Here is a 21,471-nt window from a genome sequence, read left to right on the forward strand (position 1 = left end):
CCTCTCCCAAGATCGTCGAAAACATGGATGTTTTCGTCGAGCGTACAGGGACGTATTCACAGCGTATCTTGGGAGAGGCCACCGGAACGGCTCAAGCACCCACAGAAGCAGATAAAACACTACTCGGCAAACCGCCCAGGCCGAAACGCATCAAGGCACACCGAAGGCTCCTCGCCATCAATCAACTGGGAAATAACCGACGCACTGCCCGCGGAGAGGGTCCAGCCGAACGTGCCATGGCCGGTATTCAGGAACAGGTTTTCCCGGGGCCCGCGGCCGATAATGGCAGGACCGTCCGGGGTCATGGGGCGGAAACCGGTCCAGGATTCGGCGGCCTTCAAATCAGCGCAGCCCGGAAAGCGGGATTCCACGGATTTGCGGATGGTGGCCAACCGGGCTTCGGGAATATCCCGGTTAAAATCGGCCAGTTCCACAAAGCCGGAGGCGCGTAAGCGGTCACCCAGCCGCGTAGAGACAACTTTGTAGTTGTCATCGTGAATGGTAGAGACCGGCGCCCGGTCGGGATCTTTCAGGGGCACGGTGAAGCAATAGCCTTTGACCGGGTAAATAGGCAGTTCAAGGCCCAAGGGGCGAGTCAGGGAGTTGGACCAGCAACCGGCGCAGACCACCACTGCATCCGCCTCAAGGGTATCCGCTTTCCCTTCTTTGTTGAGGACAGCGACGCCGGTTACCCGGTGATCGTCGGCGATGAGGTGCTCGGTTTCGGTGTTGTAGCGGAAGCTTATGCCCTTGGACTCGCAGGCTTTGGCCAGTTCACGGGAGAACAGGTGGCAGTCGCCGGTGCCGTCGGTGTCGTAGCTCAGGGCACCGTAGAGTGGGCCGTTACCGGTCATGCCGGGTTCGGCTTCGCGAACCTGCTCCGGAGTCAGCAGGCGAGAAGCAATGCCAAGCTCGTTGAGCACTCGGTGAGTCTGGCGATAGCCTTCGAGGGCTTCCGGGGTGCTGGCCAGATGGAGGAGCCCCTCGTGCTCGCCGTCAAAATGCAGGCCCAGTTCCTTTTCAAGGGCCAGAAAGCGCTTGCGGCTGTGGATGCCAAGGCGGAGCATGGCGCGCCTGTTGAGGCCAAACAGGCCAGGTGACCGGGCGTAACGCAGGGTGGCCAACATGAATCGCAGGGCTTTCATGGATGGCGGCATCCTCATTTTCAGAGGGCCGTCTTTTTTGAACAGCCAGGGTATGGCCTTCAGCACCATGGAGGGGTCGGCCCAGGGATAGACCACGCCGTAGGAGCGCTGGGCAGCGTTACCCTTGCTGGTTTCATTGCCTGCGATGCCGTGACGTTCCAGTACAGTCACCTGATGGCCCCGGCGATTCAGTTCATACGCCGTGGTTACGCCAACCACGCCACCGCCAACAACTATAATATGCATGTATATCTCCCTATAACAGCGATGCAGGTCAACAATCGAACAAGCTGATAAACTAACGAGGCCAAGTTCTCAGGATAGCAGCCAATTCCAGGGTTGCGATGGAGTAAAGAAGCCGACAATGAGCAAGAAACGTCGCGAGATTCCCGTTTTTGATCAGCCGATTATCGAAACCCACTGCCACCTGGACTACCTCAAGGACCGCCCCCTTGAGGAAACCCTGGCCGAGGCGCAGCGGGTCAATATCGAGCGCGTAATCACCATCGCCGTGTCACCGGACAACCTGGCCACGGTGCGTGAACTGAGCCAGACGGCGCCCTGGGTCTACGGCACGCAGGGGGTTCACCCCCACGACGCCGAGAAATACACCGACGATGCCGAAGCAGAGATCCGCGCCCATGCCGGCGACGACAAGATCGTGGCGGTGGGCGAGATTGGTCTGGATTACTTCTACGACAATGCGGACCGTGATGTACAGCGTGAGGTTTTCCGCCGCCAGCTCCAGATCGCCTGCGACACGGATCGGCCGGTGGTCATCCACAGCCGTGAAGCCGACGAAGACACCATCGATATACTGAAAGAGTTCGAAGGCACTCTCAAGCGTCGTGGCGTGATCCACAGCTTCACCTCCGGCCCCGGGCTGGCTCAATACGCGCTGGATGAAGGCTGGTGCCTGGGTTTTAACGGTATCACCACGTTCAACAAGGCCGAGAACGTTCGCGATATCGTGCGCATGGCGCCCATCGGGCAGATCCTGCTGGAAACGGACTCTCCGTTCCTGACCCCGGTACCCTATCGCGGCAAGGAAAATGCCCCCTTCTACATTCCGTTTGTTGCCGAGAAAATCGCCGAAGTGAAACAACTGCCGCTGGAAGACGTATTGGCTACGACCTATGACAATAGCCTGAGAACGTTCTTCCAGCGGCAATGATCAAACACCCTGTATCGGCGAACTGGCCATCATCCCCCAAGGGACAGAAACACCGCCATCAGCACCGGTGACAGGAACGACAGGATAAACCCCGAGGCAATCGCCACGGGCACGCAGGCCAGACCGCCACTGCTGCGAATCACCGGCAGGGTGAAGTCCATGGCGGTCGCGCCACCATAGCCAATTGCCATGGCGGGCCGCTGACCGATTAATAGGGGAATAATGGCCAGTGCAATGATCTCCCGGATCACGTCATTGAGAAACGCCACACCACCCCAGGCTGGCCCGAGGGCGTCGCCGATCACAATCCCGGACAGCGAATACCAGCCAAACCCGGAAGCCAGCGCCAGCGATTCATTCCAGGCGGCATCCAGCCAGGGCACCAGTGCCAAGCCGGCAAGCAAGGAACTGCCGGCCATGGCCAGGGCAATGCCCAGGCCCTGCCGGTTCAGCAGCAATTTGCGCAGGGACAGCCCGGCATTGCGCAGCTGCAGGCCGATCAAGAACAGCAGCAACATCAGTGACCAGGTAGCCACGTCCTCCGCCATGGGCAGGTCCGGCAGCACGTAGAAACCGGCAAGACCGCCCACCACAACAGCCACCAGTGGTTTCATCCCCGCCAGGAACAGGCGACGATAACCCCGGGGCTGGTCCACATGATCTTCCCTGGCCGCCATTGGCTGCCAGCGGTGGAACAGCCAGAGACCCGCCATATTGGCCACCAACAGCACCAGGACCAGGGCCGCGACCTGAGAGGCCATATTGGCCAACTGGCTGCCAACGCCTTCCATCTGCCCAAGGCCCAGCCCCAGGAGGGCAAGGATAAAATAAACCAGGCCTTCAACCCCGTAGTGAATGGCCGTCATCAGGTGACGGTTCTCCAATGCCAGGGCAAAACCCAGAAAAAGCGGTGCCAGAATCAGCAGTGCGCCGGTCAGCATGAAGTCCTCGGAAAATGTTGATGGGTAGGGCTGTTCAGCCGATAGGTTCGTACTGATCCGGATCAAAATGAAATTTGCCAGCACTGGCGTCGCGATCGGTACGTATGGTGCGGGCAAGACGCTGGGCCATCACTGACCATACTACGTAGTCGTGGGGTTGGGGCTGGTAATCCTGCCCCATCAGCGCACCCGCAACACTGCGAAGCACCGCCTCAGCCTGGGCGATAGAGCGGTAGGGCCCCTGGCATCGGTGTTTCTCGGGCTGGCCATCCACCGATCCGCTGAGTGCAACCAGCGCCCATATTTCGACACCGACCGGCTTGATGAACAGCTCGACCCGACGTTGGTCCCGAACCATCACCAAGGCCCGCAACGGGCCACGTCCGTGGAAATAGTGCAGTTTCACGGCGCAGATCCGGAATGTTCAGTGAAGTACATGGCCGGACCTGTCCTGCACCAGCACCCAGGGCGCGATAACCACTGCCCAGAGTTCGGTGTTTTCGTCATACCAATGGCGGGCAAGATCAGGTGCAACATCGCCTACTTTCTCCTCAGCCAGCCAGCGTTCAAACTGGGCCTTGTTATCAGCCGACAGTTCTGCTGCCACATCCAGGAGATCCAGTTCTGGAACCACCTTCACCACATGCCCACGGGCATAGTAAACCTGCAGATCGTGCCAGGCGATCCGGGAAGTTTCCAGATTCAGTTTTGCCTTGATGTCGTCGGGGGACTGGTGGGAAGAGGACATGGTCAGCTCTTGATCACTCCTGTGTTGCTGTTGGCTTTGGAACCGCTGCTGTATGCCTTCAGCTTACCTCAAAACCACTCACGGAGCACCTGTTGCAAGGGCCCCGATCCCAAAGAATCGGGGCCACTTCCACCTCACTCAGGCTGACTTCAGCATTTCCCGGACCACATAGTGCAGAATGCCGCCATGGCGGTAATACACCGCCTCATTGGCGGTATCGATCCGCGACAGCAGTTCGCAGGTTTCGGTGTTGCCATCCGGATAGGTTACCGTCATCTCCAGCTTCTGGCCCGGCTTGATGTCGCCTGACAGGCCCTTGATGCTGATGGTTTCTTCACCGGTGAGCTTCAGGCTCTTGCGATCCACCCCGTCCTGGAACTGCAGCGGCATAACGCCCATGCCAATCAGGTTGGAACGGTGGATACGCTCGTAGGACTCGGCAACCACCGCCTTCACACCCAGCAACCGGGTACCTTTCGCAGCCCAGTCCCGGCTGGAGCCTGTGCCGTATTCCTTGCCAGCGATGACCACCAGGGGGGTGTCGTTTTCCTGGTACCTCATCGCCGCATCGTAGATGGGCATCTGCTCGCCACTGGGTACGTGTTTGGTGAACCCGCCTTCGACGCCGTCCAGCATCTCGTTCCTGATGCGAACGTTGGCGAAGGTACCGCGCATCATCACCTCGTGGTTACCCCGGCGAGAACCGTAGGAGTTGAAATCCTTCGGCTCCACACCACGTTCCTGCAGGTATTTGCCTGCCGGGCTGTCGGGTTTGAACGACCCGGCCGGGGAAATATGGTCGGTAGTGACGGAGTCCCCAAGCAGGGCCAGGATGTTCGCATCCTTGATGTCCTCAATGGCGTCCGGCTCTTCCTTCAGGCCCTGGAAGAAGGGCGGATGCTGGATGTAGGTGGACTTGTCAGACCACTCATACACCTTGCTTTCAGGTACCTTGATGGATTTCCAGGTGGCGTCTCCGTCGAAGACTTCCGCGTATTCCTTGTGGAACATCTCGGTTTTCACTTTCTCGACCGCTTCGGCGATTTCCTGCTGGCTCGGCCACAGGTCTTTCAGATAGACCGGGTTACCGTCTTTGTCTTCACCCAACGCATCCTCGGAAAGGTCCAGGCGCACGTTGCCGGCCAGCGCATAGGCCACCACCAGCGGCGGCGACGCCAACCAGTTGGTTTTCACCAACGGGTGCACGCGGCCTTCGAAGTTGCGGTTGCCGGAAAGCACCGAGGCCACCGTGAGATCGCCGTCGTTGATCGCCTTTTCGACTTCTTCGGGCAGGGGCCCGGAGTTACCGATACAGGTGGTACAACCATATCCCACCAGGTTGAAACCGAGTTTGTCGAGATCCTCCTGGAAACCGCCAACCCGCAGGTAGTCGGTGACCACTTTGGAGCCCGGAGCCAGTGAGGTCTTCACCCAGGGTTTAGTGGTCAGGCCTTTCGCCACCGCTTTCTGGGCAATCAGGCCGGCGGCCATCATGACGCTCGGATTGGAGGTGTTGGTACAGGACGTGATGGCAGCAATCACCACCGCACCCGGGTCCAGCCGCGTGGTTTCGCCGTTCATCATCATTGGCTGGCTGAAGGGATGCTCGAAATAGGCACTCTGGGCGCCGACTGCGGTACCCCCACCTTCAGACTCCAGCTTGGCTTCACGGGATTCCGCCGGGCCTTCGGCCGTTTCCATCAGCAGTTCAAATGAAGCCTTCATGTTTCTCAGGGCAACACGGTCCTGGGGGCGCTTGGGGCCGGCCAGGCTGGCCTCGACTTCGCCCATATCCAGTTCCAGGTTATCGGTGTACACCGGCTCCTGACCGGGTTGACGCCAAAGGCCCTGGGCCTTGGCATAGGCCTCCACCAGCTCAAGCTGGCTGTCTTCCCGGCCGGTCAGCTTCATGTACTTGATGGTTTGCTCGTCCACCGGGAAGAAGCCGCAGGTGGCACCATACTCCGGAGCCATATTGGCGATGGTGGCCCGGTCAGCGACAGGCATGTCTTTCAGGCCATCACCGTAGAATTCCACAAATTTGCCCACCACGCCTTTCTTGCGCAGCATTTCCGTAACCGTGAGCACCAGGTCGGTGGCGGTAATACCTTCCCGAAGCTTGCCGGTTATCTTGAAACCGACCACTTCCGGAATCAGCATGGATACCGGCTGGCCAAGCATGGCTGCTTCCGCTTCAATACCGCCAACACCCCAGCCCAGAATGCCCAGGCCGTTGATCATGGTGGTGTGTGAGTCGGTACCCACCAGGGTGTCGGGATAGGCAATGGTTTTACCGTCCTGATCCTTGCTCCAGACCGTCTTGCCCAGGTACTCCAGGTTCACCTGGTGACAGATGCCGGTGCCGGGCGGGACTACCCGGAAGTTGTCAAACGCCTGCTGGCCCCAGCGCAGGAACTCGTAGCGTTCCTGGTTGCGCTCCATCTCAATGGTGACGTTGTCGCGGAAAGACGATGGATCACCGAACTTGTCCACCATCACCGAGTGGTCAATCACCAGGTCCACCGGTGACAACGGGTTGATCATCGCAGGATCCTTGCCTGCGGCCTTGACCGCTTCTCGCATCGCAGCAAGATCCACCACGCCCGGCACACCGGTAAAATCCTGCATCAGCACACGGGCAGGACGAAACTGAATTTCAGTATCGGATTTGCGGTCTTTCATCCACTGCACCATGGCATCGATATGGCCCCGATCCACGGTGGTGTCATCCTCATTGCGCAGCAGATTTTCCAGCAACACCTTGAGAGAGAATGGCAGCTTGTCTATGTTGCCCAGGGTGTCGGCAGCCTTCGGCAGGCTGTAGTAATGATAGGTTTTATCACCAGCTTCCAGGCTGGAAAGGGTATTGAGACTGTCTTTACTCAGGCTTTCTTTCGACATGAGGTGCCTCCTTTTCGTTATCCAGGGATTCCGGAAGGCTTTGCAGGAGCCTTTGCATCAGTGTACTCACCGGCAAATGTGAATAGGCTGATGCAAAGATCCTGATTTTGAAAGCCACCTATAACTATCGCACCGATTCGCGAGACTTCAACCGCGGTTCGGTGAATGTTCGGTATTGCGGCGGTGAATACCCCACCACGCCTCAGGCCTGCCGATCGCCGTATAGCTGCGCATAGAGCCCCTGCTGGGCAATCAATTCGTCATGATGGCCCTCCTCGGAGATGTAGCCATCCTCGAAGACATACACCCGGTCCGCCTGTTTCACGGCACTGAGACGATGGGCAATGATCAGGGTGGTACGCTGGCGCAGGAAGGCTTCCAGGTCCTGGTGTAACTGGAACTCGGTTTCTGCATCCAGCGCGGAGGTGGCTTCATCCAGGATCACCACCGACGGATCGGACAGCACCATTCGTGCAATGGCCAACCGCTGGCGCTGACCGCCGGAGAGGCGCACCCCCTGGCGGCCGATCATGGTGTCCAGTTGGTGGGGCATGTCGGCGACGGTTCTGTCCAACTGGGCGATAGTGAGCGCCTGCCACATTTCTGCGTCGGTTTTGTCACGGCCAAGCGTCAGGTTCTGGCGTACGGTGTCGTTGAACAGGGCAGGATGCTGAAGCACGGTAGCCACATGCTCACGCAGGCAGGGTAGCCCAATGCGCTGGACCAGCACACCGCCAAGCAGCACTTCCCCCTGTTGCGGCGTGTACATACCCAGGATCACCTGCACCAGGGTGGACTTGCCACCGCCGCTGGCGCCGACAACCGCCACTTTTTCGCCTGGCTCCAGGTGCAGATCGATACCCTTGAGCACGGCTTCCTCACCGTAGCTGAAGTGGATGTTTTTCAGGGTCAGACCAACGGTGTGCCGGTCCTTGAAGGGATTTTCCAGGGCGGGATAACGGGGTTCCTCTTCCAGTTCCAGCAACCGGTTGATGCGCCCCAGCGCCGCATTGGCCGCAAACCAGGCGTACTGCATGTTCAACATTTCCTGCACCGGGGTGAGCATGAACCAGAGGTAGCCGAAGATGGCGAACATCATGCCGATACTCAGGTCACTGAACAGCACCGTCACCATTGCGGCTGCGCGAAAGGTGTCCACGCCAAACTGGAACAACGCAAAGCTGGCCCGGGTGGCAGCGTCGCTACGCCATTCAAACTGGATGGCATGATCACGCACCGTGCGGGCACGGCTGATCAGTTGGCGCAGGTAATGCTGCTCCCGGTTGGCTGCCCTTAGTTGATGGATGGCGTCGAGGGTTTCAGTCAGGTCGCCCTGGAAATCCTCGTAGGCGCTGTTTTCCTGGCGCTTGAGCTCCTTGACCCGCTTGCCGATAAGCATGGTGGCGAAGATCACCAGCGGATTGAACAGCAGGATCAGCAGCCCCAACTGCCAGTGCACCCACATCAGCACGATGGCAGTCCCGGTGACCGTCAGGCTGGCCACCAGGAAGCGGCTGATGGTGGTGCCGAGGAACTGGTCAATGGTGTCCAGGTCGGTGATGAAGTGGCTGGTGATACCGCCGGAACCCCGGGTTTCGTACTCCGACATGGCTACCCGTTGCAGCCGGCCCAGCAGACGCGAACGGACGCGAAACACCACGTCCTTGGAGATCTTCGAGAATTCACGGGACTGGAGGACATTGAAGGTCAGCGACAGCAATCTCAGCAGGAACGCCGCCACCACCATCAGCCCGATATACACCACCGGCAGGTGCCACGCCTGGGGAAGAATGGCCTGCATAACAGGCAGCACCGGGCCGGCTTCATCAAGCAGGACTTCGTCCACCAGCACTGGCAGCAACAGGGGAATCGGCACACTGACCACCGTGGCCAGGATGGCAAGCAGGTTCGCCCGTATCAGCCTCGGCTTGTGCTTCAGGGCAAGGGAAAGGATGCCCCTCCAGCTATACCGGTTGTCGTGCCGGCCTGCCGTATCCGACCCGACTGCATTCAGATCTGCCGACTGTTCCAAAAAATCCCCCATTAAAACATGTGCATCAAGACGGATACGCAGCAAATTCGGTGACAGTCTACCCGACCTTCTGCCATCATTGCCCCTTAATCCCTTGATGTACCAGAACCGGGCCCATTGTGAAACACGACTGCCATTACCATCCCGGCGAACCCGCAAAATGGCACTGCGGCGACTGCCAGATACATTATTGCACCCGTTGCATGCCGGATGCCGACACCCGTAAACAACACGCTCTGTGCCCTCACTGCAGCCGTGCCATGCGCTATCTTGGCGCGGCCACGGAAGCGGTGCCCTTCTGGAATCGCATCGGCGCTTTCTTCCGCTACCCGTTCCACACCGACCCGCTGATCGTTATCGCCATCTGCACCCTGGTGCCATTGCTGGTCAGTGGCAACATCATCGGGCTGATTATCACCCTGGTGCTGGCCCTGGCGCTGTTGAAATACACTTATGCCGTGATCAGCCACACCGCTGAAGGCCACATGAAACCGCCTCCGGTTGCCGTGGCGTTTACGGGTAGCGGTTTTGATATTGTAATCCTGCAGTTGCTGGTGTTCGTGCTGATGGGCGGCATGGTCACTGCCGCCGCCATGGTCGGCGGGCCGCTGCTGATGTTCCTGGCCCTGGCATTCGTGATCCTGGCCCTGCCCGCCAGCATCATGGTGCTGGCCATGGAGCGTTCCGTTATCGCCGCCGTTAACCCCATGAACCTGGCGGTGCTGATTTCACGCATCGGCACGCCCTACTTTCTGCTGTACGGTTACCTGATCCTGCTCACGCTCGCCTCTGGCGCGGCCCAGGACTTCGCCCTGACCCACTTTGCACCGGGCATGGCGATGACACTGGCCGGTTTCCTCAACAGTACCTTCACGCTGATCCTGTTCCATATGCTGGGTTACCTGCTGTTCCAGTACCAGGAAGAATTGGGGTTTGCCAGCGACCTGCAGGATGAGGAACACGCCGGGGAAGCACAGAACCGGGACCGGACCCAGAGGTTTGATGCCGACATCGACATGAACCTGAAGGACGGCAACTACGACCGCGTTCAGTCGATGCTCAAGGAAGCCCTGAAACGGGACTCCCAGAACACCCTGCGGCTGGGGCAACTGCACCAGTTGCTGACAGCCCGCAACGATATCCCGGAGCTTTACCGTTACCACCCGCGGTTGCTGAACATGCTCACGGATCGGAATGATGGCGAGGGTATTGCGGCATTGCTGGCGGCTATTGAAACCATCGAGCCAGGGTTTCGACTGGAAGACCCAGAGCTGTCGGTGCGCTGTGCCCGCTGCCTATACCAGCGTGGGCAGTTCAAGCCGGCATTGAAGCTGTTGCAGGACTTCCACAAGCGGTTCCCGGACAGCGAGGAACTGGCTCCGGCCTACCTGCTGGTGGCGCAGGCCCTGGCCAATGGTTTGGGACAGTGGGAAAAGGCTTCGGCATTCCTGAATTTCATCAAGAAGCGGTGCCTGAACCACCCGCTGCATGAGCAGATCGACGTTTACCTGCAACAGGTTGAAAACCATGAGCCGTTGAAGGGCCCGAAAGCCTCGTTCGCACCTCAGGAGTAAGGCCAAGTGCCGCCCAACAGTGAGTTAGCCTTCCTGCAATAACTGTCTGTAGTGGCGGGCTTTTGGCGTCATCTGGTGCTTTTCGAACTCTTCTACCAGCAATCGACAGGCTTCCGTTGTTAATAGCTTATCGCCGGTGCTTTTAAGCCTTTCGAAGGCCTTTTCTGCGGCTTTGAGATCATGTTGTTTCAGGCTGATGAACAGAACCCGATTGTGGTCTTCGGCGGCGAGAGGCTGATGACTTTCACCTTTACCCAGGTATTCCTGCCATATCTCAATCATTTGTTCAGGCTGGCGGTGGCTTAGGGACTCGTTCATCAGTTCCCGGGCCCGCTCGCGGTATTGCGGCAGGTCCGGGCGTAACTTCGCCAACTGGTAAAGGTGCTCCAACAGGATAGTGCGATCCGGGTAGTGCTCCCTCAGTGCCTCGAACTGGCGCCGGGCCAGGTCGAAGTCCATCCGCCCCAGGCTGGCCATGGCCTGGCTGTAGCCGGTGGTGAAACGCTCGTCCTGCTCGTCTTCCTCTGGCTCAAAAAACTCCTCCTTTACCTGGAGCCAGCTCTTACCCAGCAACCAGACCATACCGGCCCCCGCCACCAGGCCTCCGGCGTGGGCCATGTAGGCGATGCCGGTGGCACCGGCAAACCAGTAGTCGTAGATTTCCTTGCCCAGCCACACCGGCAGGATGGCCAAAGCCGGAGCCCGGAAATAATTGAAGTAGACACCGACGAAATAGAAGAAACGGATTTTCTGCAGCCCGTAAATGGCCACGTACATACCCATCAGCCCGGAGATGGAGCCGGACGCACCCACCAGCGGGATGTGGCTACCGGTGGAGAACGCCGTAAACACTACGCCGGAGAGTGCGCCACAAAGCAGGTAGGCCAGCAGAAAGCGGCCAGGACCAAGGGCCTTCTCAACGGTAAAGCCCAACAGGAACAGGAACACCAGGTTGCCGATGATGTGCCCCCAGCCACCGTGGAGGAACTGGTAGGTAATCAATGTGTAAAGGGAGAATTCCGCGGGCACCAGCCCCAACTGGTTCGCACTGAGGCGATCCATCAGCCGGGTCTGGATGTCGCCCCGCTGCTCCATCCAGAGCCTGCGCTCGGCCGGTGCCCAGAGCCTGTCACGGTTGGCCAGCATGTACTGGTAGAACTCGCGGTCAGACAGTAGGCTGTAGGCCAGCCACAGCTCCTCGCCTTCCTGCCGCAGTTGCTGGAAATTCTGCAGCTCGTAAACCCGGTCTTCATCCCCTTCAAACTGGATCTGGCGCTGGAGGTAGTCCTCGTACACCGGCGCTTCCAGAGACTTCAGGTCCGACTCAAGGTACTGCTCAATGGCCTGTTCAATCAGTTGGTTGTCGTCACCCTGGTAAAACAGGAAAACAAGCAGGCAGGACATGATCAGCCCGAGGGTCACCCAGGGCGGGCGTTTCCAGTTAACGGCGTTTTCAGCGGGGATAATCAGCATGGGTGGTCACAATTCATCATAATTTGTCCCTGGAGATGTGCTTTTTACCACAGCATGGCCAGTTTTTCGCGTTGTAATGAATCCTGAAGCGATTTAGCCGGCCACGGGCAAAACAAACTGTGCGTGGCACCACAAACAGGCTACTCTGCGGCTGTCACACGATGGTCACACAAATGACATTCAATCAGGGCAGCCGCTAAGGGGCGAATCGCCAATGCTCGAAACGGGTATTGGATGAGGGTTTCGACCAATCGCCAATTGCCGTTGTCCCGGCCACAGCCAATAGTTGCCGGGACAACAAGAAAAACCGGACGTGCAAACAAGGAAACTGCCATGACTGTACTCATTCTGGACAACCCGGAGCTACTTGCCAGAGCGGCCATCGAATCCGGCCTTCCGATGCCAGCACTGGTGCCGGACAGCTCCCCCCGTAAACCACATCGCCTGCGTTTCCATTATGGATTCAACAAGCATCGCCTGGATGATCAGGACCTGGCCATCCTGCGACAGCATGCCGCCTACCTGAGGCATAACCCGGGTGTGACGATACGCATCCATGGCCATGCGGATAATTTCGGCGTTGGTGAATACAATGAATTCCTGTCGCGTTTGCGGGCCAGCAGTGCCGCCAAGCTGCTTATTCGTGAAGGCGTCAGGGAAAGCCAGATCTTGGTAAGCGGGTGGGGCAGCGACCGCCCACTTGCTCGCCCGGAAGACCATGCCGCCAACCGCAGGCTAGAGCTGGAATACCTCACCATGGAAATGGCACGGGCGCTGTAAAACCGCCCCAAAACAGAGATGAATCGGGGGCTATTCAGCCCCCAACAAAAAACTCAGCCGTAGACCTGGAACACGTTCCAGAGCAGTAACCCCGCAATGGCAAGAATGCCACCCCAGGTCAGCAGGATGCCCGTCATCCGCGCAATGTGTGGGCCGCCGCGGCCGTTGATCATGCCGAAGGCATGCAACACACGCCCTACCACGAAGGCCATCCCCGTCCAGTACACCAACCCGCTGGCAACGCCGTTCAATTCGGCAATCGCCAGCATAACCAGCCCCAAGGGCGCGTATTCCACCAGGTTGGCCTGGGCGCGCACAGCGGCCTGGAAGTCCCGGTCGTCGGTCACCCCCAGGCTCTTCTTGTACTTCAGGCGAAAGCGGGACACCATCCCCGACAACACCAGCAACAACAGCCCCAGAACGGCCGCGAAAACAGCTGAAACAGGTACAATCATCGTTAAGCCTTCTTGATGGCGCTGACTACCGCCAGCAGGAGCACCGCGCCAACAGTTGCGGTGACCAGTTCACCCACAGCCCCCTGCGCAGCGAGCCCCAGCAAGCGGAAAACAAAACCGCCGAGAACGGAACCGACAATACCGATACCAATATTGGCCAATACGCCAAAACCGCGGCCCTTCATGATCAGGCCCGCCAGCCAGCCGGCCACACCACCAATAATCAGGAACAGAATAAGATTCATTGCATGCATCTCCCTGCAGCGAAACAGTCTCCGAAAGACTGCCCTGTTTTGCCTGACGCTTCAAGCACTTCCGGTACGGGGGCCAAGAGTTTCCTCGAAAGGGTTCAGGAAGGGGGAGCCAGGGAGGCGATGGCCGTTTCCATTCGCTGATGACAACGGGCCATCAGTTGTGGAATGTCCTCGGTGGTGAGCCCTGCTGTCTCCACGGGAGGAAGCACGCAAACGGCCACCGGTTCGCGGCACCCGGACCAGCCCAGGGTGCGGTCATAATACTGACTGGCACAGACCATGGTGATGGGGGCGCCGGAGGCTACCGCAGCATGAAAGGCGCCTTTCTTGAAGCCCTGCAGGCCCCGGCCACGGCTGCGGGTGCCTTCCGGGAATACCCAGAGGCTCTTGCGGTCATGGCTGATGGCCTCACTGGTGGCCTGCATCACCGCGATGGCCTTGTGGGAGCGGCCCCGGTTGAGGATGACGTTGCCACCAAGCCAGAATACCTGGCCAAAAAACGGTACCCAGATCAAAGAGGACTTACCCACCGTCACCGTACGGGGTGGAAGCAGGTCGCCCATCACGAACAGGTCGTCATTATGCTGGTGGTTGGCAATAACCACGGTTGGCCGGTCCTGCGGCATGTTTTCAGTCCCTTCCAATGGGCGCTCCATCCCCAGGAAGAAACGGCCCACCCGGGCAACCGCCCACCCCAGCAACCGGTTATTGTCCGGGTTGAACGGCCTGACAGCGTACAGAGCCAGCGCAAACAGACAGATCACTGGCACCGACAGCCAGGCCAGCAGTTTTCTCAGCATTCCCATCGAATACAACCCTGATGCAATTTTTAGCGCACAAGTGTACGCCAAAATCAGGTTCCGGCAACAGCCTCCACGGGCAAGGCGCTCCTGGCCTCGTCCGCGGTCACCAGTGACTCGGCTGTAGCCTCTACCACATAGCGTAGCGGACCATTGTTTTCCAGGCCATCGAAGGGGTAACAGGTCACCAGTAGCAGGGAATCCCGGGGCAACTGCGCGGTGTTGATCTGCTCGTGGCGGCTATCAACCACCCGAATACGGTCGACCCGGAAGATGCGCCAATCCCCGTCCCGGCTTTGTAACTGAACCCGGCTTCCGGTTTCCAGATGCTGCAGCCCCCGGAAATGGGTATCCCGGTGGCCGGCGATCACCACTGGCCCTGCCTGGCCACCGTTGCCGATCACCTGCCCGGGCCCGAATGCCAGGCTTTCTCCGTGGGCCCCCTCCAGCACAATCAGCGACTGGCCGGTTTCCGGCAGTGTCAGGCGCGCGACCGGCCAGGTATCCGCCCAGGGCCAGGGCCGGGTTTGCTGCTGACGGGCCTGGCTCTCGGCCCAGGCCAGCTCCAGAAGTTCCTGCGCCACCAGCGCCTTGAAAGGGATCCACAGACCCACCGCAAGGACGGTGGCAAAGGTGGTTGCCAGCAGGAGGATCAATCGGTTCATGCAAACACCCTCCTCTGCAACAGGGTAATCGCCGCCGAGAACATCAGCCCCACCAGGCCGATGGCGATCAACAGGGGCGACAGGGTGGCGGTCTGGGGATAACGCAGCATGGTGCCCTGGCTTCCGGCGGGTAGCAGTGTGGGTACGCTGTCGGCGGCCAGGGTTTCCTCTGCCGGCCGCGATGGGGTTTTGTCCTGCGCCAGGAAGCTGGTGTATTTCGTCATCAACTGGTATTTCAGCCCCAGGCGTGTCACTTCCGCCTGCGCATCCTCATCAACCTGGCCGGTAAGCCCGCTGTCCATCAGACTGTTGATTTTCTGCTTCGCCCAGTGGCGGTGCAGGCCCTTACCGTTGGCGGCCTGGTCCAGGCGCAGCGATTGCTGCCACTGGCTGCCATCCGGAAGCAGCCCCGACACCTCCAGTTCACCTTTGCCCGGCAACCCGCGCACCACCTGCACCATGGGTTCGCCCCGGAACAGATCACCAATACGGCCAGGGAAAGCTTCGGTGGTGGCCGTCTGCCCGGGCCAGCTAACCGCGATGTCCGTCAACACCGGCGACTGCATCTTGCCGAACAGTTCATCCAGCGGCCGCGCCACGTCTGACAGATCACTGATGGCGGTATAGGTTCCACGGCCATAGCGCGCCGCTTCCCGCATGAAGTGCATGTTGGGGGCGGAGCCAATACCCACCGTGAACAGACGACTGCTGCCCAGCTTGTTGCTGATCCTGCCAAACAAGGCCGCTTCGTTGCCCACGGCCCCATCGGTAATAAACACCACCTGTCGGACTCTTGCCGCGGAGGTGTTCTCGCCGTCACCGTGTTTGTCGTCCAGCGCCGCATCCAGAGCCGGCGCCATCTCGGTGCCACCATCGGCATTCAGCCCCTTCACATAGCGACGGGCCCGGGCAATGTTGTTGGCGCTGGCCGGCACCGATTCCATGAACAGGGCATGGGTCTGGCTGTTGAACTGGATAACGTTGAAGCGATCATCCGGGCCCAGGGTATCCAGGCCTCGCAGCAGCGCCTGCCTGGCCTGACGGATGGACTCGCCGGCCATGGAGCCAGAGGTGTCAATCACGAACACCAGTTCCCTTGCCAGCTGCTGGTCACGGTTCAGACCCGGCACCACCAGGGCCAGCAGGTAGTCCTCGCCCTGCCACTGTTCGTGAAACACTGCGGCGGCCGGCTCCATGCCCCGGGCCGGTGCCCAACGCACCACCAGGTCACGATCCATCAGTACGGCATCGGATTCCGGCGCCACTTCAACAGTGTTTCCGTTCCAGGTGCTGCTAATCCGGTGACTGGGGCTGGATACGCGGCTGACCGGCAGGCCAGCGTTGATTTCCAGGGCAATCGTTGCCCGGTGGCTGTCAGGCCCCACATCTTCCGGCAGCACCGTGAACGGGCTGATCTGGTCCGCATCCGGCACTTGTGTGGTGGGCGTCGCCCAGCCTCCGGACCATTGTGCCGGCCCGTTATCCAGTGCCTGGCCAGGCATGTAGCGGGGTGTCAGTGTGGTGGGCAGGCGCAGCTCGAACTCACCGGACTGGTAGCGCACAGCCTGTTGATAGTTCAGCTCCACGGTAATGGTTTCGCCGGGGGGAATATTCGCCATGCGGGTGGTGAACAGGTTGGGCCGTTGCTGGTCCACGCGGGCTACTTTGCGGCCCTCCTCTTTAGCCTGGGTATACTGGCGCTTCGCTTCCTGCTTTTCATGGATTTCGCCCACAATCACCCGTTCGCCAGCGGTCATGGTCATGCCGTAGACACTGGCATTTTCCGGCAGCGGGAACACGAACACACCCTCCCGCCATTGCTGGCTGGTATTGCGGAAGCTCTGGCGCAAGCGGGTGTCGGCAATCAGCCCGCTGACGGTCACCTTATAGTCCGTGTTAAGCAGGGTCGCCGAGCCCAGCCGCTGGCCGGCATCATCGACAAAATGGAACTCCCCGGCGCCTTCGTGCCCGGTTTCAGAGGCCTCGGCATACACCGGGTGGACAAACAGGAACAGCAAAACCGCCAGCCAAAGGGAAATTCCTTCGAGCCAGCGTCGCGCTCGGGGAGACACCCTCCGCCCCGTCAATCCGGTGTTCCGATGCCGGGCATTCACAATGCCCGTTGAAGAGAGTCCCAGGTTGGTCAGCAGCATCGTTTTGCTTCCTTGTCTCAATGTGGTTGAAAAAGCACGCCTGGTGGCAACTGGCGACTATTTCAGCCCATGGAAGCGGCGATCCGGTGTCACAATCTGGCGATCCGGCGATGAAAAAATGATGAATTGTGGCAAACCTGCGGCTTTACCTTGTTCTGGCCGCAGGCCATGGTTAAATAGGAGCCCGTATTAACAGGGAAATGGCTGCAGGTTATGAAGCGACACATCGTGCTGATTGAAGATGAACCCGCCATCCGGGAGAACTACCGTGATGCCTTCGAGCGCCGGGGCTACCGGGTGTCCGCCTATGGTGACCGCACCAGTGCCTTCCAGGTATTGCGCACCGCCCTGCCGGACCTGGCCATTATCGACGTGGGCCTGGGTGACGAGCCCGAAGGCGGCTTTACCCTGTGCCAGGACCTGCGCAGCCTGTCGAAGACCCTGCCGATCATCTTCCTGACCGCCCGCGACAGCGACATCGATTCCGTGCACGGCCTGCGACTGGGGGCCGACGACTATGTCACCAAGGACATGAGCATGGACCACCTGCTGGCTCGCGTAACCGCCCTGCTGCGGCGCGCCGATGCCTGGGCCGAAGCCCTGAAACAGCCAGACGAAGTGGTACACCGGGGCCGGCTGGTGTTGAATGTGGACCGGATGACCGCGGAATGGAACGGCCAGCCCATCGACCTGACGGTGACCGAATTCTGGATGCTGCACTCCCTGGTTCAGCACCCGGGCCATGTGCGCAGCCGTGACCAGTTGATGGAAGCCGCCAGCACGGTACTGGACGACAATACGGTGACCTCCCATATCAAACGGATACGCCGCAAATTCCTGCAGATCGATGAGGGCTTCGACGGCATTCACACCGCCTATGGCATGGGTTACCGCTGGAACGCCCATGAGGCCTGAGTTTTGACCCTTAAACGCCAACTCTTTATCGCCAGCCTGTTGATGCTGCTGATTCCCTGGGCAGGCCTGCAGTTCGTTCTGGAGCTGGACCAGGCCCTACGGGACCAGGCGGCCCGGCAACTGCAAAGCCAGGCCGGCCGTACAGCCGGGCTGGCAACCGAGCAGCTGGAGGAAAGCCCGGCCGTTGAACCGGGTACTCGCGTGATTTATGCCGACCTGCTCTCCCGCACGCCCAACCTGGACGGCTACGGTGACGACTGGCCGGGATACGACGAGGAAGAATCCCGCCAGCAGTGGCAAAGCACCGAAAGAGTCAGCGAAAACAATGGGCCAGAGCTCTCCTGGCAGGCAGCCGTGAACCGCAATCATCTCTACCTTCTGATCCGCGTCAACGGCAGGACCGCGGACTTTTTCAACCCGGGCAACCCTGGCCAGCCCCATGACCAGATCGAGCTCTACTTCATTGACGACAGGCAGACAACCCGGCGCCTTATTCGTACCCAGGCGCCAGGTGCCATAAACGCCGTTGAAACCGGGCGCGAAGGGTCGACAGACTATCGCATCAGCGGCTACTGGCAAGCTGTCAGCAACGGCTACCAGGCCGAACTGAGAATTCCCCGCCCTGATCCTTCGTCCCGTTTTGGCTTCCAGGTGACATGGCCTGCAGACGAAACCGATACCACCGGCGACGAACGCGTTGTTGCGGGCCCCGCCTCGGCAAAGCTCGTTACCCGGCTGCCGCAACTCGAAAACCGGCTTGAGGCAATGATCGCGCCGGGCCAGGGCGCCTGGGTCCTGGAGCCGGACGGATGGGTGATTGCGCGCCAGACCCGTGACTCTGAAACCAACGAACCAGCGTTCGACAGCCTGAGCCCGCTCCAGATCCTTGAGCGCATCAGCCTGAATGGCCTGCGGGCACTGGTGCGTTTCTACCAGCCTGATCCAGTCCCACTGGACGACGAAACCCATCGCATGGAGGCCGGAGGCCTGCCGCCCCAGGGCCTGGTTCGTCATCGGGACGGCGACACCTACATGCTGGTGAAGCAGCCCCTGGACGATGGCCGCGTACTGGTGCTGGAAGAATCCCTGGACCAGTTGCTGGCCCTGTCCGGCAGCACACTCGGTTCGGTAATTGCCCGCAGCGTGCTGTTGATCATCGGGCTTATGCTGGTGCTGCTGGGGTATGCCAGTTGGCTTTCCTGGCGCATCACCCGCCTGCAAAGGGCAGTGAGTGCCAGCATTGATGACGATGGCCGCGTTCTGGGTGCCCTGCCGCCTGCCCGGGCAAAAGACGAGCTCGGCGACCTGTCGCGACAGTTCAGCCATATGGTTGATCGCCTTCAGGGCTACACGGATTACCTGGAAAGCTTTTCCCGGCGCCTGTCCCACGAACTCAAAACCCCAGTGGCAGTGGTGCGTTCCTCCCTGGAAAACCTGGGCCAGACCACGGACCCGGCCGACCAGGCCAGCTACATCGAACGCGCCCGCTCCGCCACCGAACGCCTTAGCCAGATACTGCAGGGCATGAGCGAGGCAGCCCGGCTGGAACAGAGTTTTGACCATGCCGAGAAAGAAACCTTTGACCTGGCCGAAGTCGCGTCCCAGACCGTCCATGCCTATCAGGCGCTGGACCCGGACCACCGCATTCACTATTCCGGCCCCGCCAGCGATTGCCCCTGCCACGGCTCCCCGGAACTACTGGTTCAGTTGCTGGACAAGCTGGTGGACAATGCCCGGGACTTCACGCCGGTGCCGGGCAGGATTGAGGTGCGTCTGCGGCAGGGCCAGAAACAGCTGGAACTGAGTGTGTTCAATGAGGGCTCGTCATTGCCGGAAAACCTCGCCAGCGATATTTTCAGTCCCTTTGTGTCGATGAGAACCGGCAACCAGGAAGGTCACCTGGGCCAGGGCCTGCTGATCGTGAGGCTGATTGCCGAACACCACAACGGCCAGGTACTGGCCACCAACGAAGCGGGCGGCGTGCGCTTTACGGTACTATTGCCACCGGTGCCCTGAGCCCCCGGCACCCCGACAAGAGTCGTAAGCCACAAGTCGCCTTTCGGGATACCGCAAGACCCTTTAATGTTCATGTTCAGCCTGACACTGAAAATCGCCGGCCCACATCGCCGTCAGAGGAACACACCTTGAACCGCCTGCTTGACCAGTTGGATCTGCACCCCCTCCGGGCAGAACTCTACAACGAACTCCACTCCCGGCCGTTCCACGTGCTGCCCTGCCCGGCACAGGTTACCCATATCGCCTTGCTGACCACGCCAGAGCAGCGTGCCGCCCAGTTCCGGCACTGGCAGGACCTGCATATCATGCTGGGAGAACCGGAACCCCTTGAGGATGTCAGCTGCTACGAAGCTACCTTCGGCTCCCTCCGTATCCGCCGTGAAATGCACATGGAGTTTGCGTCCTACACCTTTATCAACCTGGGCGCCGGGAACGATCACCAGCCGTTTCAGGGCACCGGCATCTCATCCTTGCCCAAGGGATGGCTCGAAAAGCTTACTGGCACCGTGGTGGCCGCTTTTCACATTGACATGCAACAGGCCACCAATGGCCCGGAAACCGACCTGGCGCAGATCCGCCACTGGTTCGAGGGCGAACGGCTGGTGGGCAGCAGCCCCTGGGAAGGCAAGGCGCGTGTCTGGGGAACGTTCAAGCTTCATAGCGACGGCTTTGGCCGTTTCATGGTGCTCAACCGGGACATGTCCGACAGCCAGCTTGGCCGCCTGACCCAGCGCCTGATGGAAATCGAGACCTACCGCCTGATGTCATTGCTGGCATTGCCACTGGCGCGGGAAATGACACCCGACCTGAACGACATGGACCAGCAACTGGCGGTGATCACCCAGTCCCTGGCCGATCACCAGGACATCAACGAACGGGAGGTGCTGGCGGACCTGACCAACATCGCGGCACGTATCGAGGCCTTCCGCGCCCACTCCACCTTCCGTTTCTCCGCCACCCGCGCCTATCACCAACTGGTGCTGACGCGCCTGGACGAACTGCGGGAGGACGAGCTCTCCGGGCACCTCACCATCACCGAATTCATGACCCGGCGGCTGACACCGGCGGTGGAAACCTGTGAATCGGTCAAGGACCGCCTGGAAGACCTGTCCCGGCGGGTGGACCGCGCCTCGGATATGATGCGCACGCGGGTGGAGCTGGCGATCCAGAGTCAGAACCAGCAACTATTAAGCTCCATGGACCGGCGTTCGAAAATACAGTTGATGATGCAGCACACCGTGGAGGGACTTTCCGTGGTGGCCATCAGTTACTACCTGGTCGGGCTGCTGAAACTGGCACTGGATTCGGCCCATGATGCCGGTTTTGATTTCAACAAGTCGCTGGTGCTCGGCCTTGCCATACCGGTCGTGATGGGCCTGGTGTTCTTCGGGGTACGGCTGGTTCACCGCCGTTTTATCAAACTGGCACGGCAGCAGTAGCCCGCC

18 protein-coding genes are annotated in these 21,471 nt (G+C 59.9%); 6 read left to right on the plus strand and 12 right to left on the minus strand.

Annotated features, from left to right (window positions below; translation table 11 throughout):
• Positions 1 to 119: 119 nt before the first annotated feature.
• Positions 120 to 1,391, minus strand: a complete 1,272-nt coding sequence (locus NLU14_RS20485; RefSeq protein WP_275710096.1) for a D-amino acid dehydrogenase — start codon at positions 1,389 to 1,391, stop codon at positions 120 to 122.
• A 118-nt stretch (positions 1,392 to 1,509) separates the two neighbouring features.
• Here NLU14_RS20485 and NLU14_RS20490 point away from each other — a divergent pair, with 118 nt between their 5' ends.
• Positions 1,510 to 2,319: a TatD family hydrolase gene (locus NLU14_RS20490; RefSeq protein ID WP_275710098.1), complete on the plus strand. Its 810-nt coding sequence runs from the start codon at positions 1,510 to 1,512 to the stop codon at positions 2,317 to 2,319.
• Positions 2,320 to 2,348: 29 nt separating this feature from the next.
• Here NLU14_RS20490 and NLU14_RS20495 read toward each other — a convergent pair whose 3' ends face one another.
• From NLU14_RS20495 to NLU14_RS20515, 5 genes are all read right to left on the minus strand, one after another.
• Positions 2,349 to 3,260 (minus strand): LysO family transporter, encoded by a 912-nt coding sequence (locus NLU14_RS20495; protein ID WP_275710100.1) that lies wholly within the window; start codon positions 3,258 to 3,260, stop codon positions 2,349 to 2,351.
• A 34-nt stretch (positions 3,261 to 3,294) separates the two neighbouring features.
• Positions 3,295 to 3,666: a PA4575 family protein gene (locus tag NLU14_RS20500; protein WP_275710102.1), complete on the minus strand. Its 372-nt coding sequence runs from the start codon at positions 3,664 to 3,666 to the stop codon at positions 3,295 to 3,297.
• 18 nt (positions 3,667 to 3,684) lie between these two features.
• Entirely contained in the window at positions 3,685 to 4,008 is a 324-nt protein-coding gene (locus NLU14_RS20505; RefSeq protein ID WP_275710104.1) for a DUF2288 domain-containing protein, read from the minus strand.
• A 138-nt stretch (positions 4,009 to 4,146) separates the two neighbouring features.
• Positions 4,147 to 6,909: an aconitate hydratase AcnA gene (gene acnA / locus NLU14_RS20510; RefSeq protein ID WP_275710105.1), complete on the minus strand. Its 2,763-nt coding sequence runs from the start codon at positions 6,907 to 6,909 to the stop codon at positions 4,147 to 4,149.
• A gap of 202 nt (positions 6,910 to 7,111) precedes the next feature.
• A complete protein-coding gene (locus NLU14_RS20515; protein WP_275710107.1) occupies positions 7,112 to 8,941 on the minus strand; it encodes an ABC transporter ATP-binding protein in 1,830 nt (609 codons plus the stop codon).
• 119 nt (positions 8,942 to 9,060) lie between these two features.
• Between NLU14_RS20515 and NLU14_RS20520 the strand changes: the two genes are divergently transcribed.
• Entirely contained in the window at positions 9,061 to 10,515 is a 1,455-nt protein-coding gene (locus NLU14_RS20520) for a tetratricopeptide repeat protein (RefSeq protein ID WP_275710109.1), read from the plus strand.
• 24 nt (positions 10,516 to 10,539) lie between these two features.
• On the opposite strand, the gene NLU14_RS20525 is transcribed toward NLU14_RS20520, so the two are convergent.
• On the minus strand, positions 10,540 to 11,988 hold the full coding sequence (locus NLU14_RS20525) for a rhomboid family intramembrane serine protease (protein ID WP_275710111.1): 1,449 nt from the start codon (positions 11,986 to 11,988) through the stop codon (positions 10,540 to 10,542).
• A 333-nt stretch (positions 11,989 to 12,321) separates the two neighbouring features.
• On the opposite strand from NLU14_RS20525, the gene NLU14_RS20530 reads away from it, so the two are divergent.
• On the plus strand, positions 12,322 to 12,768 hold the full coding sequence (locus NLU14_RS20530) for an OmpA family protein (protein ID WP_275710113.1): 447 nt from the start codon (positions 12,322 to 12,324) through the stop codon (positions 12,766 to 12,768).
• Positions 12,769 to 12,821: 53 nt separating this feature from the next.
• Here the strand turns inward: NLU14_RS20530 and NLU14_RS20535 are convergent, their stop codons facing one another.
• From NLU14_RS20535 to NLU14_RS20555, 5 genes are all read right to left on the minus strand, one after another.
• A complete protein-coding gene (locus NLU14_RS20535; protein ID WP_275710115.1) occupies positions 12,822 to 13,223 on the minus strand; it encodes an MAPEG family protein in 402 nt (133 codons plus the stop codon).
• 2 nt (positions 13,224 to 13,225) lie between these two features.
• Positions 13,226 to 13,468 carry a GlsB/YeaQ/YmgE family stress response membrane protein gene (locus NLU14_RS20540; protein ID WP_135804062.1) on the minus strand — a complete coding sequence of 81 codons (243 nt, stop codon included), beginning with the start codon at positions 13,466 to 13,468 and terminating at the stop codon, positions 13,226 to 13,228.
• Between the two features lie 104 nt (positions 13,469 to 13,572).
• The gene (locus tag NLU14_RS20545; protein WP_275710117.1) at positions 13,573 to 14,283 is read right to left on the minus strand and encodes a lysophospholipid acyltransferase family protein; all 711 of its coding nucleotides are present in this window, start codon (positions 14,281 to 14,283) and stop codon (positions 13,573 to 13,575) included.
• A gap of 47 nt (positions 14,284 to 14,330) precedes the next feature.
• Positions 14,331 to 14,942 carry a class GN sortase gene (locus NLU14_RS20550; RefSeq protein WP_275710119.1) on the minus strand — a complete coding sequence of 204 codons (612 nt, stop codon included), beginning with the start codon at positions 14,940 to 14,942 and terminating at the stop codon, positions 14,331 to 14,333.
• Complete coding sequence (locus NLU14_RS20555) at positions 14,939 to 17,095, minus strand: marine proteobacterial sortase target protein (protein WP_275710121.1); 2,157 nt, start codon at positions 17,093 to 17,095, stop codon at positions 14,939 to 14,941. Before NLU14_RS20555 ends, NLU14_RS20550 begins: the two co-directional genes overlap by 4 nt.
• Before the next feature lie 213 nt (positions 17,096 to 17,308).
• Here NLU14_RS20555 and pdsR point away from each other — a divergent pair, with 213 nt between their 5' ends.
• From pdsR to NLU14_RS20570, 3 genes are all read left to right on the plus strand, one after another.
• Positions 17,309 to 18,010 (plus strand): proteobacterial dedicated sortase system response regulator, encoded by a 702-nt coding sequence (pdsR, locus tag NLU14_RS20560; RefSeq protein WP_275710124.1) that lies wholly within the window; start codon positions 17,309 to 17,311, stop codon positions 18,008 to 18,010.
• Positions 18,011 to 18,013: 3 nt separating this feature from the next.
• Positions 18,014 to 20,026: an ATP-binding protein gene (locus NLU14_RS20565; RefSeq protein WP_275710126.1), complete on the plus strand. Its 2,013-nt coding sequence runs from the start codon at positions 18,014 to 18,016 to the stop codon at positions 20,024 to 20,026.
• Positions 20,027 to 20,154: 128 nt separating this feature from the next.
• Complete coding sequence (locus tag NLU14_RS20570) at positions 20,155 to 21,465, plus strand: DUF3422 family protein (RefSeq protein WP_275710128.1); 1,311 nt, start codon at positions 20,155 to 20,157, stop codon at positions 21,463 to 21,465.
• The last annotated feature ends 6 nt before the right edge of the window (positions 21,466 to 21,471 follow it).

Source organism: Marinobacter iranensis, assembly GCF_029207565.1.
In the GTDB taxonomy this organism is placed as follows: Bacteria; Pseudomonadota; Gammaproteobacteria; order Pseudomonadales; family Oleiphilaceae; genus Marinobacter; species Marinobacter iranensis.

What these genes read in the sequence shown, in the direction of transcription:
- NLU14_RS20555 (WP_275710121.1), bottom strand. Translation starts at nt 17,095, where the DNA reads ATGCTGCTGACCAACCTGGGACTCTCTTCAACGGGCATTGTGAATGCC.
- NLU14_RS20535 (WP_275710115.1), bottom strand. Translation starts at nt 13,223, where the DNA reads ATGATTGTACCTGTTTCAGCTGTTTTCGCGGCCGTTCTGGGGCTGTTG.
- NLU14_RS20505 (WP_275710104.1), bottom strand. Translation starts at nt 4,008, where the DNA reads ATGTCCTCTTCCCACCAGTCCCCCGACGACATCAAGGCAAAACTGAAT.
- NLU14_RS20550 (WP_275710119.1), bottom strand. Translation starts at nt 14,942, where the DNA reads ATGAACCGATTGATCCTCCTGCTGGCAACCACCTTTGCCACCGTCCTT.
- NLU14_RS20495 (WP_275710100.1), bottom strand. Translation starts at nt 3,260, where the DNA reads ATGCTGACCGGCGCACTGCTGATTCTGGCACCGCTTTTTCTGGGTTTT.
- NLU14_RS20530 (WP_275710113.1), top strand. Translation starts at nt 12,322, where the DNA reads ATGACTGTACTCATTCTGGACAACCCGGAGCTACTTGCCAGAGCGGCC.
- pdsR (WP_275710124.1), top strand. Translation starts at nt 17,309, where the DNA reads ATGAAGCGACACATCGTGCTGATTGAAGATGAACCCGCCATCCGGGAG.
- NLU14_RS20540 (WP_135804062.1), bottom strand. Translation starts at nt 13,468, where the DNA reads ATGAATCTTATTCTGTTCCTGATTATTGGTGGTGTGGCCGGCTGGCTG.
- NLU14_RS20485 (WP_275710096.1), bottom strand. Translation starts at nt 1,391, where the DNA reads ATGCATATTATAGTTGTTGGCGGTGGCGTGGTTGGCGTAACCACGGCG.
- NLU14_RS20545 (WP_275710117.1), bottom strand. Translation starts at nt 14,283, where the DNA reads ATGGGAATGCTGAGAAAACTGCTGGCCTGGCTGTCGGTGCCAGTGATC.
- NLU14_RS20525 (WP_275710111.1), bottom strand. Translation starts at nt 11,988, where the DNA reads ATGCTGATTATCCCCGCTGAAAACGCCGTTAACTGGAAACGCCCGCCC.
- NLU14_RS20490 (WP_275710098.1), top strand. Translation starts at nt 1,510, where the DNA reads ATGAGCAAGAAACGTCGCGAGATTCCCGTTTTTGATCAGCCGATTATC.
- acnA (WP_275710105.1), bottom strand. Translation starts at nt 6,909, where the DNA reads ATGTCGAAAGAAAGCCTGAGTAAAGACAGTCTCAATACCCTTTCCAGC.